Annotated in this window: 14 protein-coding genes; 4 read left to right on the plus strand and 10 right to left on the minus strand. The window is 42.8% G+C overall.

From position 1 onward, the window contains the following. Positions 1-29 precede the first annotated feature (29 nt). Complete coding sequence (locus IUZ65_RS08845; RefSeq protein WP_195703386.1) at positions 30-1,256, plus strand: DEAD/DEAH box helicase; 1,227 nt, start codon at positions 30-32, stop codon at positions 1,254-1,256. A 45-nt stretch (positions 1,257-1,301) separates the two neighbouring features. Here IUZ65_RS08845 and mak read toward each other — a convergent pair whose 3' ends face one another. Beyond that, the gene (mak, locus tag IUZ65_RS08850) at positions 1,302-2,210 is read right to left on the minus strand and encodes a fructokinase (RefSeq protein ID WP_195703387.1); all 909 of its coding nucleotides are present in this window, start codon (positions 2,208-2,210) and stop codon (positions 1,302-1,304) included. 204 nt (positions 2,211-2,414) lie between these two features. Beyond that, on the minus strand, positions 2,415-3,935 hold the full coding sequence (exaC, locus tag IUZ65_RS08855; protein ID WP_195703388.1) for an acetaldehyde dehydrogenase ExaC: 1,521 nt from the start codon (positions 3,933-3,935) through the stop codon (positions 2,415-2,417). A 255-nt stretch (positions 3,936-4,190) separates the two neighbouring features. On the opposite strand from exaC, the gene IUZ65_RS08860 reads away from it, so the two are divergent. Then, positions 4,191-5,963, plus strand: a complete 1,773-nt coding sequence (locus tag IUZ65_RS08860; RefSeq protein ID WP_195703389.1) for a sigma-54-dependent Fis family transcriptional regulator — start codon at positions 4,191-4,193, stop codon at positions 5,961-5,963. Positions 5,964-5,969: 6 nt separating this feature from the next. Here the strand turns inward: IUZ65_RS08860 and IUZ65_RS08865 are convergent, their stop codons facing one another. Then, a complete protein-coding gene (locus tag IUZ65_RS08865; RefSeq protein WP_195703390.1) occupies positions 5,970-6,665 on the minus strand; it encodes an aspartate/glutamate racemase family protein in 696 nt (231 codons plus the stop codon). 74 nt (positions 6,666-6,739) lie between these two features. Here IUZ65_RS08865 and IUZ65_RS08870 point away from each other — a divergent pair, with 74 nt between their 5' ends. Continuing rightward, on the plus strand, positions 6,740-7,681 hold the full coding sequence (locus tag IUZ65_RS08870; protein WP_195703391.1) for a LysR family transcriptional regulator: 942 nt from the start codon (positions 6,740-6,742) through the stop codon (positions 7,679-7,681). 89 nt (positions 7,682-7,770) lie between these two features. Then, positions 7,771-8,679, plus strand: a complete 909-nt coding sequence (locus IUZ65_RS08875) for a 1-aminocyclopropane-1-carboxylate deaminase/D-cysteine desulfhydrase (RefSeq protein WP_195703392.1) — start codon at positions 7,771-7,773, stop codon at positions 8,677-8,679. Between the two features lie 16 nt (positions 8,680-8,695). Here IUZ65_RS08875 and IUZ65_RS08880 read toward each other — a convergent pair whose 3' ends face one another. From IUZ65_RS08880 to IUZ65_RS08910, 7 genes are all read right to left on the minus strand, one after another. Then, positions 8,696-9,109, minus strand: a complete 414-nt coding sequence (locus IUZ65_RS08880) for a hypothetical protein (RefSeq protein ID WP_195703393.1) — start codon at positions 9,107-9,109, stop codon at positions 8,696-8,698. Positions 9,110-9,304: 195 nt separating this feature from the next. After that, positions 9,305-9,523, minus strand: a complete 219-nt coding sequence (locus tag IUZ65_RS08885) for a hypothetical protein (protein ID WP_195703394.1) — start codon at positions 9,521-9,523, stop codon at positions 9,305-9,307. Between the two features lie 215 nt (positions 9,524-9,738). Continuing rightward, on the minus strand, positions 9,739-10,251 hold the full coding sequence (locus IUZ65_RS08890; protein ID WP_195703395.1) for a fasciclin domain-containing protein: 513 nt from the start codon (positions 10,249-10,251) through the stop codon (positions 9,739-9,741). A gap of 123 nt (positions 10,252-10,374) precedes the next feature. Then, positions 10,375-10,821, minus strand: coding sequence for a hypothetical protein (locus IUZ65_RS08895; RefSeq protein WP_195703396.1), 447 nt, complete (start codon positions 10,819-10,821; stop codon positions 10,375-10,377). After that, a complete protein-coding gene (locus IUZ65_RS08900) occupies positions 10,811-12,172 on the minus strand; it encodes a CHASE2 domain-containing protein (RefSeq protein WP_195703397.1) in 1,362 nt (453 codons plus the stop codon). The genes IUZ65_RS08895 and IUZ65_RS08900 overlap by 11 nt, the downstream gene beginning before the upstream one ends. Positions 12,173-12,221: 49 nt before the next feature. Then, positions 12,222-14,324: a caspase family protein gene (locus tag IUZ65_RS08905; protein WP_195703398.1), complete on the minus strand. Its 2,103-nt coding sequence runs from the start codon at positions 14,322-14,324 to the stop codon at positions 12,222-12,224. 136 nt (positions 14,325-14,460) lie between these two features. Continuing rightward, positions 14,461-15,132 (minus strand): hypothetical protein, encoded by a 672-nt coding sequence (locus tag IUZ65_RS08910; RefSeq protein WP_195703399.1) that lies wholly within the window; start codon positions 15,130-15,132, stop codon positions 14,461-14,463. Positions 15,133-15,135: the final 3 nt, after the last annotated feature.

The following is a 15,135-nucleotide window of genomic DNA, read 5'->3' on the forward strand; positions in this document are numbered from 1 at the left end:
CGTTGTTATCCATTAAGAAGAGTACATCCATGCCATTTTCTAAACTGCCTCTAAGTTCTGATATCGTGTCTGCGTTACCAGCAGACATTATTGTGCCAAGAGAAATACAAACGCTTGCTATCCCGGAGATAATGAGCGGTCAAGATCTACTTGCATTAGCACAAACAGGAAGCGGAAAGACACTGGCATACGGATTACCTCTGATAGAAAAAGCCAAAAACAACCGCCATGTAACACAGGCAGTTATTTTGGTGCCAACTCGCGAACTCGCTACTCAAATAAATGAAGCCATCTCGTCAATATCACAACAGGTTGATATACATTCGATCTGCCTTTGCGGTGGTGTAGACAAAGAGAAGCAGATAGAACAGTTATCTCATCACCCTGAGATCATCGTCGCCACACCCGGACGGCTGCGTGAGTTAATCAATGAAGGGGCCGTTGAGACACATAAAGTCAACACGGTAATCTTTGACGAAGTTGATCGGTTATTGGATATGGGATTTTGGTCTGACCTGAATGCGATATTAGATACATTGCCGACTCAACGTCAAACAGTCATGTTCTCCGCCACCTTGCCACCAGAGCTAGAAAATAAAGTCAGCGCGCTACTCAATGAACCCGTGCGCATTCAGGCCCACGCCAACAATAGTGTGGTAGAACATGTTGACGAAACTCTTTATTTGGTGAACAAAGGCAGCAAAGCGAATGTTCTAATACATCAGATAAAGCAGCAAAACTGGCCGCGAGTATTGGTGTTTATTGGCGCACGTGATAGTGCAGATTCACTAAATAAAAAACTGAGCAAAGCTGGTATTTCAACAGCCGTGCTTCACGGCAATAAAAGTCAAACGGAGCGAGAAGAGACACTTCAATTATTTAAACAAAGCAAGGTAAAGGTTCTTATCGCGACCGACCTTCTCGCACGCGGTATTCACATTGAAGAACTACCGGTCGTGATTAATTTTGAAGTGCCGTCAAGTCCCGAGGTGTATGTCCATCGAATTGGCCGTACAGCACGCGCCGGAAAGCAAGGCTGCGCCATATCTTTAGTTTGTCATGCGGAAAGTGATTATCTGGATGCGATTCGACAATTTACAAAACGAGCATTAGCGCTTAGTCAGTTAGCCGAATTTCCAATTACGGACAAGCCATCAACAGGCGAAAGCAAACGTGCGCCGAGGGACAAAAAAGCCAACCGACGCACCAATCACAAAAAAAGCGTTAAACAGTTTCTAGGGAAAGATAAACGATAGTACGTTTATCTTCTATGAACCGTTTTGTATTTGCGCAACATATCCTTACTCTTGAGCCCATAACCATGCTGCGCCACGTACACCACTTGAGTCTCCGTGGATGGCTGCTTTTATGGGTGTATGACACTCTCCACCAAACGTATACTCTGGCAGAATCTTAGGAACGTTACTGTATAATCTAGTCACGTTACATACACCGCCAGCTAAGACTACAACATCCGGATCGAGTAAATTCACTACACTGGCGATAGATTTCGCGAGTCGACGTTCGTAGACCTCGAGTGTGAGCAATGCTGTTTCATCACCCTCGTCCGCCAGATCTGAAATTTCTTTCCCTTTGAGTAAATTACCTGTTCTTCGTTCATAATCAGCACACAGTCCCGTTCCAGACACAAACTGTTCAATGCAGCCATGTTGACCACAATAACAAGGGGTAGCATCGGCAATTTTACGTTCTTCTGCATCTTGCCACGGTAGCGGGTTATGCCCCCACTCACCGCCAATACCATTACCACCAGCATGTGGGACACCGTTAACTACAATACCCGCACCTGCACCTGTACCTATAATCACGGCCAAGACCATTTTGTACCCAGCACCCGCACCATCTGTTGCTTCTGATACTGCCATGCAATTCGCATCATTGGCGACGCGAACCTCACGCCCAAGCAAAATAGTTAGGTCTACATCGAGTGGCTTTCCATTAAGCCAAACTGAATTCGCATTTTTTACTTTTTGAGAATACGGAGAGATCGTTCCGGGAATCCCAAGTCCAACGGTGCCAGTCTGTCCCGTCGCTTGTTCTGCGTCCACTACTAAGCCTTTAATCGCGTGAAGCGTATCAGGATAAGAACCTTTTGGGGTATCGACTCGTTTTCTAAATAGCTCTTCACCCTTATCTGAAAGAGCGATGGCCTCGATTTTCGTACCGCCTAAATCTATCCCAATGCGCATACTAATTTTCCTTTTTGGTTTTAAGTTGTTGATGGGAAATCGGAAAATATTGTGGCGTATTTAGCAGATAGAATCTGTGCGGGTAGTCATGGCGTTGAAGAATTATTTTCGAGGTTAAACTAATAGTGCATAAAAGGAATGGTATAAATAATAGGCAACGTTAGCGGCCTATTATTTATTATTACAGGTTATAAGCGAGAAGAATTAGAAGAACCCTAAAGGATTAATATCATAACTTACCAATAGATTTTTCGTATTTTGGTAGTGGTCTAGCATCATTTTATGCGTCTCTCTACCAATACCCGATCGCTTATATCCACCAAAGGCCGCATGCGCTGGGTAAGCGTGATAACAGTTTATCCAAATACGTCCTGCCTCTATTTTGCGTCCCATTCGATACGCAAGATTTTGGTCCCTAGTCCATAGCCCTGCGCCTAACCCAAATTCAGTGTCATTTGCAAGAGCCAGTGCTTCTGCTTCATCCTTAAAGGTCGTAACCGCGATAACTGGGCCAAAAATTTCTTCTTGGAAAACGCGCATTTTATTATGGCCTTTAAGCAAAGTTGGTTGAATGTAGTAGCCATCATTCAGACCGTCATCCTGTTTTGCAATGCTGCCACCGATGAGTACTTGAGCGCCTTCCTCACGACCTATTTCCAAATAACCCAGTATTTTATCGAACTGTTCTTTGGAAACTTGAGCCCCCACTTGAGTATTCGGGTCTAAAGGATCACCCTGCTGAATACCCTTCGCTCTTTCCACCACTTTCGCAATAAATTTATCGTATATAGATTCTTGTATAAGAACGCGAGATGGGCATGTACACACCTCTCCCTGATTGAAGAAACCTAACAACATCCCCTCAACACATTTATCTAGGTACTCATCTTCATAATTGAATATGTCTTCAAAGTATACGTTAGGTGACTTACCACCCAACTCTACGGTAGATGGAATAAGATTATTTGCCGCACATTTTAAAATATGTTGGCCAACCGTTGTCGAACCAGTAAAAGCTAACTTGGCAATTCTGGTACTTGTTGCCAGAGCCTGACCTGCTTCGTTACCAAAACCATTAACGACGTTTAGCACACCAGGTGGTATTAAATGACCTATTTTTTCCATTAGAACAAGTATTGACACCGGCGTTTGCTCTGCAGGTTTTAAAATAATACAACAACCAGCAGCCAGCGCAGGAGCGAGTTTCCATGCCGCCATTAACATTGGGAAATTCCATGGGATAATCTGACCGACGACCCCGATCGCTTCAGGGAAATGATAGGCCGCTGTATTAGCATCAAGTTCAGCAGCGCTGCCCTCTTGAGCTCGAATACAACCCGCATAGTAACGAAAATGGTCAACCACCAAAGGTAGATCCGCGTTCAATGTTTCTCGAACTGGTTTCCCATTTTCCCATGTTTCAGCGACGGCTAATTCTTCCAAGTTTTGCTCTATCATATCGGCAATTCTTAGCAGCATATTTGAACGTTCACCAACACTGGTCGCTGCCCATGCATCTCTTGCTTTGTGCGCAGCGTCTAGCGCTAAGTTAATATCCGCTTCATCCGAACGGGCAACCTGACAATATTCTTTTCCATTTACTGGCGATAGATTCGAAAAGTACTTGCCGTTGACTGGTTTTACCCATTCGCCACCAATATAATTATCATAAACAGATTTGAAATTAACAATAGAACCTTGCGTTCCTGGCTGAGCATAAATCATAGGTCATCCTTCCTTTAGATACATTTCATCATTCGTTTCATCGTTTGTTGTGTGCTCTTTTTTAATTGAACACTGACATCTGTAACGCAATTCACACGCCAACATGTTAGAACTTGCCGTAATTAAATAGTAACAGTATGATTACATATAATTAACATCACCTAACGTCGGGCTAGAATCGCCAAACATTACCCTGTTCACTTTGTTCAACTGTCTTAAAGTGGCACACCAGAAACGTTACATTTTGGAACACTTATGAATCTTCAAATCGACGACACCATTGATTGGCTGAACAATTCATGGCACAGAAGCAGTGAAGCAGGACTAAGAGAGAATCGACTTCCCGACGATATTCGGTTGGAAAGCTTTCAGCTTAGCGAAAGAAGAGATAACGCCAAGAGGCTAATTAACGGACTGGAAAAATACGCGCTACCTCTTTTTAACCAGATGTTTGCTCGAACCAATAGCCGACTGATACTAACCGACATACAGGGTGTGATTTTAGGTTCATGGGGCTTAGAAAAATTTGCTAACCGCCTCACCTCAATTGCATTAGAAAGTGGCGTTTGCTGGCAAGAAAACCTAAAAGGAACGAACGCGATAGGAACTGCCATTATTGAGGCCAAGCCAATATCCATCATTGGCGATCAACACTTTATCCATCAACACCGATTTATCAGTTGCTCAGCTAGCCCCATTTTCAATCATCAAGGCGAAATGCTCGGAATTTTAGATATCACCAGTGAGCAGCAAGTACATCACTCCAATACCCAACTTTTGATTCAAAGCATGATTCAGAAGATAGAAAACAGCCTGTTGTTTGGCATACCAGACGGCACAATTCGAGTTGATATCGCTTGTGACAAAGCACTGCTTGATAGTGGATGGCAGGGAATTATGATTGCCAATGAAGCCGGCGAAGTTATCGCCCACAACCAACTGGCATCTCAACTTTTGGATCATCAAGAAATAATAGGCGCTCCTCTGGAGCATCTGTTAAAACATGAGTCCACGCCGTTTGTATACCGCTTACATCCTCAGTCAACAAAACCTATTCCAAAATCAGTTACCTATTCTCCGTCAAGCGAACTACATCAAGGGGATGAACGCATTGAGAATGCCTGGCAACAGGCGTGTAAGGTCATCGACAAACAGATCCACCTGTTGATCTTGGGCGAAACAGGCGTTGGTAAAAGCGAGTTTGTTAAGGCGCTTCACCAACAGAGTAAGCGTAAGCAATCCCCACTTGTGATTGTTAATTGTGGCGCACTGCCTAAAGATTTGATTGAGTCAGAGCTGTTTGGTTATGCGCCAGGGGCATTTACTGGAGCAAGCCACAAAGGCTATCAAGGAAAAATACGTCAGGCGGACAAAGGCACTCTGTTTCTAGATGAAATTGCCGACATGCCGCTTGAAGCACAGTGTCGTCTATTACACTTTCTTCAAGAGAAAGAAGTGGTCCCGGTGGGCTCTAATCAGACCTATCACGTGGATATTCAAATCATCGCCGCCACACATAAGAATATAGAGCTACTCATAGCAGAAGGGCGTTTTCGACAGGATCTCTATTACCGACTAAATGGCCTAGTTTTTCACCTACCTTCGTTGAGAGAAAGAAAAGACAAGGTTGCCCTTATTAAAAAGATTCACAGAAAACACTGTAAGAATGAACAGACATTAGATAGAGATTTACTGAATCTACTTAAAGATTTTGCATGGCCCGGGAATATAAGAGAATTGGACAACGTATTGCACGTTGCAACGCTGCTCGCATGCGATGAGCCGAAACTTATGCTCAAACATATTCCCGACCACATCAGCGCTTCATTGCAATCTTTAAGTCAGACGCGTTCGTTAGCTATGGAACATAGTAGTGAAGATATTAGCCTTCAAGAGACCGTCGAAGACACATTAATTAAGATCTATCGGGCCAACAACGGTAACATCAGTAAAACGTCTAAAATCCTTAGTATTAGCAGAAATACCATCTACAGGAAATTGAAAAAGCTTGGTGTGTTACCAAGCTAAAAACAGTTAAACGTCATAATAATAATAGTTAACACACTGGTCTGCTAACAAGTCCAAAGAGTCTAATGCTTTTGCCAACTTGTCCGCTGGCAATGTATCAAATGCTAATGGTATTTCGGTACAGCCAAGTACAACACCATCGGCACCTTTTTCAATTAGACTATCAAAGACAGGTTCCATTAACCTTCTTCCCTGCTCTATCTGACCTGCTTTAACACAGTATATTCCTTCCATAACCTGAAACTGCTCTGTTGCCGTTGGTAAAATAGCCTGCATTCCGCGAGTCTCAATAGCATTGGTATAAATGCCCGTTTGTATGGTTGCATTCGTAGCCAATACGCCCACTCGACACATCTGACGGCGGCTAGCTTCATTCATCACTGCGTCAATGATGCTAATAAACGAAACCCTTTCATTGTTGCTGAGTTTGTCCAGCCAGTAATGAGCAGTATTACAAGGTATCACTACCTTTGTGGCGCCCGAATCTTTTAAGTTCATTAGGTTTTTTAGCATTTTTTCCAACGGGTTTTCACCGTTTTCTAAGATATGCTTGGTCCGATCAGGAATAACAGGATCATTCGAAATAATCATAGACATATGCTCTTGATCAGAACAGGCCGGGCTTTTTTCCACTATCCGCTTAACAAAATCAACCGTAGCCATCGGGCCCATACCCCCTAAAACACCTAACTTCTTATCCATACTCGCTCCTTATCTAGGCACAAATTAACAAAAATAATCCTTGATAAGAAATGAAATAACTGGCATACCTATGCATGGATCGCATAGCTATGGGTGTCGCTCTGATGTTAAATATTGAAACCAAATGGTTGCTGGATTTTTTAAAACTGGCCGAACTCCGTAACTTCTCTAAAGCAGCAATCGAACGAAACGTAACTCAGTCAGCATTTAGTCGCCGCATACAAGCGCTCGAAAGTGCGGTGGGATGCCAACTTTTTGATAGAGATAAGACACCGATTGCGTTAACGCAAAGTGGCAAGGAATTTCGAACGAGTGCTCGCTCTCTCATCATTCAGCTTGAATATGAGTTAGAGCGTCTTAACGATCTCTCTATTCTAGGAAACCAAAAAGTAAGCATCGTAGCGGGCCATTCAATAGCGACCGATATCCTACCATTGTTCAAATTCAATCTGTTCGCAGAAGAGCAAGAAGTCATTTTGGACGTTCGCGCGATCGATGTTGATGATGCCGTAAAAATGTTAGAGGAGAGCGCTTGCGATATTGTATTAAGCTATAAAAATCCTCAGTTGCTTGCTGAACCCTACCTGGCACATAAACTTGGCGAATCAAATAACTATTGCGTAAGCGTATTATCCGATTCAAAACCAAAATACTCATTATCCGAAACCATTGTTACACCGCTTATCATGCATTCAACGTCCAGCTATATGGGCAGATTAACTCGTCAAACGAGCAGTCGTTACGCCCTTAAACCGATTTTTTCTTCATCTATGACCGATCTGGTTAAGGCTTTGGTACTGCAAGGCGAAGGCATAGGCTGGCTACCAGATTATGCTATCATTGACGAACTGAAACAGAATAAACTCGTTATATTAAATCCCGAAGAAGCAACCTTAAATACCGAACTATACGCCTACCGTTCTAAAACCAAACTCCACCCAGCAGGAGAACGGGTATGGAAACGTATATGCGAACACCAGACTATATTTACGCCCAACCACAAAACCAACAACTAGGCGTCAAACCTAACATCAAATCACTGGTATAGATTGAGAATTGGTTTACTATGTGCAACCGAATTTTGCAGCAGATAGCCATAGAGCCAATGAAATTATCTGAAAGCCCAGTGACTCAGCACCGTTTTAACGGACTCACTTTTTTTGTAAAAAGAGATGATCTCTTACACCATCAATTCTCTGGTAACAAAGCACGAAAATTCATGTCTTTGTTAACGGGAGAGTTTCCCCATATAAAAAATTTGATTGGCTATGGTTCCGTTCAGGCAAACTCGTTGTACTCTCTCTCTGCCCTTTGTGCGATAAAGAAATGGAAACTGACCTTTTATGTTGACCATATTCCAAGTTATGTTAAACAAAAACCAACTGGGAATTATCGAGGCGCCCTCGACTTGGGTGCAAACATCGTCGACCTATCGCAATTAGAAGACAGAGACGGCCGCCACACCAGTACCTATATTGACGACAATTTTTCTGGCCTAAACGATACGTTGATTGTGCCAGAAGGTGGTCGTTCTACAATGGCAGAACCGGGCGTTAAAACCCTCGCCCAAGAAATACTTAATTGGAAGTTAATGGAACGATGCGACAACCTCGTCGTCGCACTACCGTCAGGCACAGGAACAACGGCACTCTATCTACAAAAACACCTTGAACAAGCAGACATAGAGGTCATCACATGTGCCTGCGTAGGTGATAAAGAATACCTAGTCGAGCAGTTTTTGGATGTCGACAGCAAAGCGACGCAACCGACGATAATTGGTACGGATAAAAAGCATCACTTTGGCCGATTAGACAAAGGTGAATATGCCTTATGGCAATCATTAGAATCACAAACCCAAATAGAGTTTGATCTTCTTTATGACCCATTTATGTGGAAAAACTTGTTAGATTGGCTATCGGAGAATCCAAATAAGACCGTACTTTATATCCATCAGGGTGGCATTTTGGGTAACGAGAGTATGGTTGGCCGTTATCGCCACTGGTTGTCTATCTAATACCCAATTAGATGCGTTACTGTTCTGTGTCAACAATGACTTTATTGACTAATACACCCTTTTCGAAGGTCAGTCTAAGCTCTTGTGTATAGTGCATTAACTCTATTTCAAAATCGAAATCGAGCAACTCGCCATAAGGTAAACAAAGCGTGTCGCTAAACCAATCCGCAAATACTGATTGGTCGCCTGCCATTCGATACATTCCCTCAAGCGATTTTAGATATAAGCCATCTCCTTTAACTTCCCAAACCCCTACGTATTGTCTCCAACAGGCTGTAGAAAAACAAAAATCATCGGCGTCAATTGCTTCATTCAATGCATCATCCGTTAGCTCTATCACTCTACCATCGGATAAAGGTAAAGAAATACACCCTGGCATGTCGTAACTCTGACCCTGATATAGAATCCGTTCCTTTATTTGTGTTGTCATGCTGAACCTTGTGGTTAAAGTACTTGGTCGCTAAAGCTCACGCACCCAAAATTCTACTTGGGTCAGAAGCTACTCGTTCTGTTTGAGCTGATATCTGTATAGACAGTTCACTATAGAGTCAAAGCGATAAAATAACCAAAGGGGACATGTGAAATTTTGAAGTAAGTGGCGAACACATGTCGCCACTGTAATTGATTAGTGGGTAGTTCCAGATGGATTGACACCAAATTCAGACTGCTTGTAAACTTTATCAAAGCGTTTTTGCTTTTTTTGAGTATGATCTGAGTTGGCCGGTGATCTTCTTTCTGCTAAAGCAATATTCCGTTCGTGCTCTCTAGATGAGCGAACAAACTCTGGATTATTCAATGCTTGCTTTCGTAGTTTATTCACGCGTTCAATTGTGTCAGCTAACATAGTTTGTCTCCCTTGCCATTACTACTGTGCATACATACAGTATAGGGGTATTCTAAAGTTAGTCAAACCTAGATGCTAAAAAAGACCCATTTTACGGGCCACATCAAATTTGAATTTATAAACTATGACGACAGGAGTGAGTAAACGCCTAGATATGATTGGGGCGTAATGAACAATCATTACGCCCCTTAATTTGGTTATCTAGATTAATTCTACTATTTCGGTAAAATTACACTGTCGATGACATGAATCACACCATTGCTAGCCGCGACATCTGTGGCGATAACATTCGCATTATCAACCATTACTTTTGAGCCCATCACTTTGATGGTGACCTTTTGACCTTGGACAGTTTTAGCACTCGTCAATTTCACTACATCTGCGGCCATCACTTTTCCAGGAACCACGTGATAAGTCAGAATAGCAATTAATTGATCTTTATTTTCTGGCTTCAGAAGGGTTTCTACCGTACCGGCAGGCAACTTAGCAAAAGCTTCATCTGTTGGAGCAAATACCGTGAACGGTCCGTCACTTTTCAAAGTATCGACTAATCCTGCGGCTTGCACTGCGGCAACAAGTGTATTAAACGAACCATTCTCAACGGCTACGTCTACAATGTCCTTTTTCATCATGCCGTCGCTATGTTTCATATCCTTGTTACTCGAACAAGCTACAAGAGCGAAACTAATCACGACGAATGTAAATGCTGATATCATTTTCTTAAACATAATCTTATCCCTTTGAAGTAAATGTCATTATTGCTGTGCTTAGATGTCGATAAGTAATACGGCACCATTTCAAAGAAGGATCATTTTTATTTCTATTTTTATTTTTACTGCAAAAAGATAGATTTAATGTTCAGGATTACGGGGCTTATTATTGGGGTCTGGTTGGCTATCAATACACGTTAATGACACACTATCACTGTCCCCTCTCATACCAAAATTTTGGTGATTACTTGAGCGAGCACTTTTCGACTGCTGGCAATTAAGGATTAAGCTCTCTTCACTAAATCTAACCGAAGAACGTCTAACCCAGACTAAACCTACTCGTCTAATATTAATTAAAACCCTAGAGGTTTCTTCCTTTTGAACGATGAAGGGTGGGGATGGTAGTCTTTCAACGGACATTATTTTCCATGAACCATCGCTAAACTCAACGTCTATTGCAGGTTCAATCCATTGTTCCACCAACAATGTAGCACTAACTGACGTTGCCATGGATAGTGTGATAGACAAGAGAATCATCCGCTTCGCTAAGTTCATCATCGTTCCTAATGCACTTAAGTTAATCTTCATATTTCGTCTCATCCCTCCACTCCCCCATTCGCCTTTCTAGTCGCTCTATTAGCTGAATGCCTAACCAACCCAGAGCTAGAATAGAGACCCAACTAGCAGGCGCTAGATGAAACACACCATAGGCAAAAAACAGAACAACACATACATAAAAAAGACTTGATAACAGAAGCTTGCTTTTTATACACATCAACACTTTATGTTTATAGGCAAAGCGTCTTACCGCCACCAACAATGTGATATACAGAGCCCACACAATTAAATTGATATATTCAGCGTTTGGGTCATCTCGAATATACTCATTTTGATCGACCATCAAGTTATCAAGGGCCATTGCGTGAAAAAAAACACCGGGCATCGCACCGTGTACCGGTGAAATAACATAGTCATGTATCCCTTCTATTTGGCCGCCGACCAATACAATACTGTCTTTAACCCAACGTTTAAGTTGTTGCCGCTCTTCATCGATTGGGGAACGGGCTAACGCCATAAGCTCATCAATATAGAGCACCCTTTGCGGTGGACATATTTTTTGCACCTGTTGATCATCCGTCATTGGTATGATGCTGTTAATAACCTTATTTACACTACTCCAAACGACGCTATACCAAGAGTTATCTAGTTGTATACACTCGTCTTTACGATGGGATAGCAAGACTGGCGCCGCGATTTCACTCCATCGAACACTAATAGGGTATTTTTCATCCCGTATAGGTGATTCACACTCTCTATTTTTACAATATTCTTGATACAGTACGTTAGCAGTGGTCGCCACCTCATGCGTATAAAGTGGATATAACTCTGCTCGTTCTTCCCATCCATTAGGAACCAAAGAGACCGACGGACTTAGTGCTTCCCTAACCTCTTTTTCCATAACGGAGTCAGCTTTACCTTGTGCAAAATAGAGAGGAACATTTGTGGCAGCACGTGCAGCATTTAACTTCGCGATAGCTCTGTCAAAACTATCATCCAAGGCGCGTTTCTTCATCCACATTACATCGTAGAAAACCGCCATTGGAGATTGCGCCATTATCGCGGTTAGCATGTTAACTTGATCCAAGTAGGAAAGCGGCCAGTCATTGGATTGCCAGATCTCGGGATAGAGGTTTTCTATCGCTTTGTCATTGAACAAAACAACCAGAATATTAGGCTGACTTTTGGTCGAGTCGTAGGAATGTGCGGTGAGCTTGTAGATGGCTTGCTCACCTGCTCGTTCACTGGCACTGCCAATTCCAAAAGGATCACTAAAAATAACCCATGCGCCAAGCAGGAACAGCATCAACCACTGAATCATAAAATTATATTTTTGGTAGAACAGGTTCAGTACAACTTTCCATTGCTGACTTATTTTCATTGCCTACTCTTCATTTGCTCTCACACACCTTTGTTCGTACTCATAAAACTCAATCTGTTCTCAAACGTATTACGTTGATGCTTGCCTTGCCGACTGATTTACCCTTCTTTTCAAACGCACGTGTTTGCGGTGTGTCCCCTAACGATTGAGCAAATAAGTCTTGAACTGATGCGGAACCACGAGCCTTCACGGAGAACGATTGAGAATCAAAGAATTGCGAGCTTTGCATAGGCTCTTGTTGGAGGTGACTAAGTGAAACCTGGGGAGCTTGGCGATTCGTCGGTATCGCAATGACGACAAATTGCTCCTCCCCCGTGGTCGATTTCGATACGTTCCCTTCAAACTCCGCCGCTTCTCCAGCGAATAACCGTCCACTATAACCGGGTTCTGGAAATACCTGATAGATACCCATGCCGCTATCGATAAACATCACCGTTAGGTCAATTGGGGCGCGGCCTTGATTAACAAAGCTAACATATAGATCATCGCCGTCTGTCGCCTTGACCACTTGTTCTAGGCTTTGTGGTTGTTCGTTTAAGAATACTTCAGAAACGATGGGAGAACGCCCTGTTAAACTTGCGGATAAACGTTTCAGATTTCGTGAACGTACCATTCGAGACAAACCATTATTAAGTACTTCATAGCGGTTCAATTCTCCTTTATCTAAAGGCATAGACAGATACGTTTCGCGCTCATCAACATCACAAACTCCACTATTATTTTGCAACTGACAAGGTAGCTTTTCATTCTCCAAGGTGAAAAAGTAGAGTGTGTCTCGGCCTGCATACAATGAAATATCCGCTGGCTGATCTGTCCCGACCCACTTCACGGTTCTGTCTAATAGCTCGCTCTTTTCAATCAACGTTGTTGCAGCGTCAACCCAGTTTGCATCGGGTAATGCTTGCCATTTCACCGTCAGTGGTTTTGGGTAGGCAGGACTTGCCAATTCTGCATATGAATATCGAGTGTCGATCTCACCTTCCACAAGTCGGCCTTCGCTGGTTGTCATGTCGGCCTGAATAATTTCTAAAGTAGCGACTCTATTTTTTGCTGAAATATCCTCATAGATATCAACAACTGCGCCAACTTCTAGGCCATTTAATTGACCACCCTGAATGAAGTGATGTCCTTTCTTAGTTGTGACAGCGTAAACCGTCGTGACCTCCTCTGTCTTATGAAAAATAGGTTGATCAAGACTCTGTCCACCTTCGAAAAGTGGTGTGGTTCTGTGCCAAGGCAGGCTGTTATACGTGGCTAATATGCTTTGCGCTAATTGACGGTAGGATATATTCGGATTTTGACTAATTATGGATGTCATGACGAAAGTGAATAATCCTTGAGGTGCCTCTCCCTCACCACTAGGTAATGACATTTCGGGCGCTTCTTCGTTGCTTTGAGCCGCACCAAAGCTCATCAACGCACCTGCATTTTCACTAAGTGCTACCGGAGTCAAAGAGGAAGGTGCAATACGATTACCTTTCTCTGGAGGCATGCCTAGCGAACCTTTTGATATGGTATTATTGTCGCTGCTAATACCCAACACTTTTGGCTCGATACTGCGCGACCTGATCTCTTTACCTGTCACGCTTCGCGTCATTGTGCCGGAATGACAGGAGTCAAAAATAATCCAAACATTGGCACCAATATTTCGTAATCGCGTAACCAAAATATCCACTTCATTGTCGCTTAAACTATTCTCAACCGTCCCGATATTTTTAGACCATGCACCGGTATCTCTGGGAAGAAAAATCTCGTCTAAACCATCAACACTATCACTATTTTTTGTCGCACCAGTAAATACCGAAGGTTGTTGACTGCCATGACCTGAGAAATGTAGGTAAGCGAAATCACCGGGCTTTAGATTTGATTCCAGTTGCGCAAAAGCCTTAAGAATATTCGCTTTGGTTGGCAGCACAGCGGATGGGACTCCATCGGCTAGAAGCTGTATATTTGCTTCCGCCACACCTTGTTGTAGCAGCATACTCTGCACTCTTAGTGCATCATATTTAGGCCCCGAAAGATCCAATCCATCAGGCAAGTTAGGGTATTCAGAAACACCCACGACGATAGCGTGATAATTGGGTGTAGTTACGGTCGACGCGTGGGATAAAAGTGGCGATACCAGCATGCAAAACAGAGCAATAAAACGCATTGGTTCTTCCTTGTACACAATGAGATTATTCAATAAATCATAATAGAGAACATAGGCGAAAATTCATTTCGCCTATCAATCAAAGTAACACAACTAGACCTCGTAATCTAAATACCAAGATACTAGTTAGCGGGTTTTAGTTAGATATTATTGCGTACTCATTATAGACTCGACCGTGATTAGTTACTTCAATCACAAAAGGACCATTGAGGATAGGAACCCAAGCGCAATACATAGTGTCGCTGTAATCCGCATCTTCGCAAACCAGATTTCCATACTCATCGAATACGCGCAAATCCAAATCTGTATCGCCATCACCTACAATCAATAATTCTGCTATCTCGTCACCGTAATAATCGATCACGTACTCGTGCATTCCCTTTGCATCAATTGTGTCGTAATGTATTTCAGAGCCCCCCATTTTACCTCGCGTTTTAAGGCCTTCTACTTCTTTTATCATCGCTATATAAGCTTTGTTATCACCAGAAAGCTCCGTTGCCGCTTCCAATAGTGCTTCAGCACTGTTTAGACTGACTGACTCTTTTTCTGACTTTTCGCCTCCCTGGCTTTTTCTTTCACGTTTTTTCTCTTCAATAGCCGTCATTTTGTAGAGCTTCGCGGCAGAAATTAATAACAATGGGTCTTTTTGCGCCATACCGATTTGACCCAGTTGCTTTGCGACAGCAAGATTGGACATTGTCGACTTAGGTTGGGCCTTTACGTCTTCTTTAATGTTTGGGGCTTTCGCCAATGAGAGCGGGGAAAAAATAACGAGTGTGGACAACAATAATACGACTTTATTTTTCATTCT

It is taken from the genome of Vibrio sp. VB16, from assembly GCF_015594925.2.
Lineage (GTDB): Bacteria > Pseudomonadota > Gammaproteobacteria > Enterobacterales > Vibrionaceae > Vibrio.

What these genes read in the sequence shown, in the direction of transcription:
- IUZ65_RS08845 (WP_195703386.1), top strand. Translation starts at nt 30, where the DNA reads ATGCCATTTTCTAAACTGCCTCTAAGTTCTGATATCGTGTCTGCGTTA.
- mak (WP_195703387.1), bottom strand. Translation starts at nt 2,210, where the DNA reads ATGCGCATTGGGATAGATTTAGGCGGTACGAAAATCGAGGCCATCGCT.
- exaC (WP_195703388.1), bottom strand. Translation starts at nt 3,935, where the DNA reads ATGATTTATGCTCAGCCAGGAACGCAAGGTTCTATTGTTAATTTCAAA.
- IUZ65_RS08860 (WP_195703389.1), top strand. Translation starts at nt 4,191, where the DNA reads ATGAATCTTCAAATCGACGACACCATTGATTGGCTGAACAATTCATGG.
- IUZ65_RS08865 (WP_195703390.1), bottom strand. Translation starts at nt 6,665, where the DNA reads ATGGATAAGAAGTTAGGTGTTTTAGGGGGTATGGGCCCGATGGCTACG.
- IUZ65_RS08870 (WP_195703391.1), top strand. Translation starts at nt 6,740, where the DNA reads ATGGATCGCATAGCTATGGGTGTCGCTCTGATGTTAAATATTGAAACC.
- IUZ65_RS08875 (WP_195703392.1), top strand. Translation starts at nt 7,771, where the DNA reads ATGAAATTATCTGAAAGCCCAGTGACTCAGCACCGTTTTAACGGACTC.
- IUZ65_RS08880 (WP_195703393.1), bottom strand. Translation starts at nt 9,109, where the DNA reads ATGACAACACAAATAAAGGAACGGATTCTATATCAGGGTCAGAGTTAC.
- IUZ65_RS08885 (WP_195703394.1), bottom strand. Translation starts at nt 9,523, where the DNA reads ATGTTAGCTGACACAATTGAACGCGTGAATAAACTACGAAAGCAAGCA.
- IUZ65_RS08890 (WP_195703395.1), bottom strand. Translation starts at nt 10,251, where the DNA reads ATGTTTAAGAAAATGATATCAGCATTTACATTCGTCGTGATTAGTTTC.
- IUZ65_RS08895 (WP_195703396.1), bottom strand. Translation starts at nt 10,821, where the DNA reads ATGAAGATTAACTTAAGTGCATTAGGAACGATGATGAACTTAGCGAAG.
- IUZ65_RS08900 (WP_195703397.1), bottom strand. Translation starts at nt 12,172, where the DNA reads ATGAAAATAAGTCAGCAATGGAAAGTTGTACTGAACCTGTTCTACCAA.
- IUZ65_RS08905 (WP_195703398.1), bottom strand. Translation starts at nt 14,324, where the DNA reads ATGCGTTTTATTGCTCTGTTTTGCATGCTGGTATCGCCACTTTTATCC.
- IUZ65_RS08910 (WP_195703399.1), bottom strand. Translation starts at nt 15,132, where the DNA reads ATGAAAAATAAAGTCGTATTATTGTTGTCCACACTCGTTATTTTTTCC.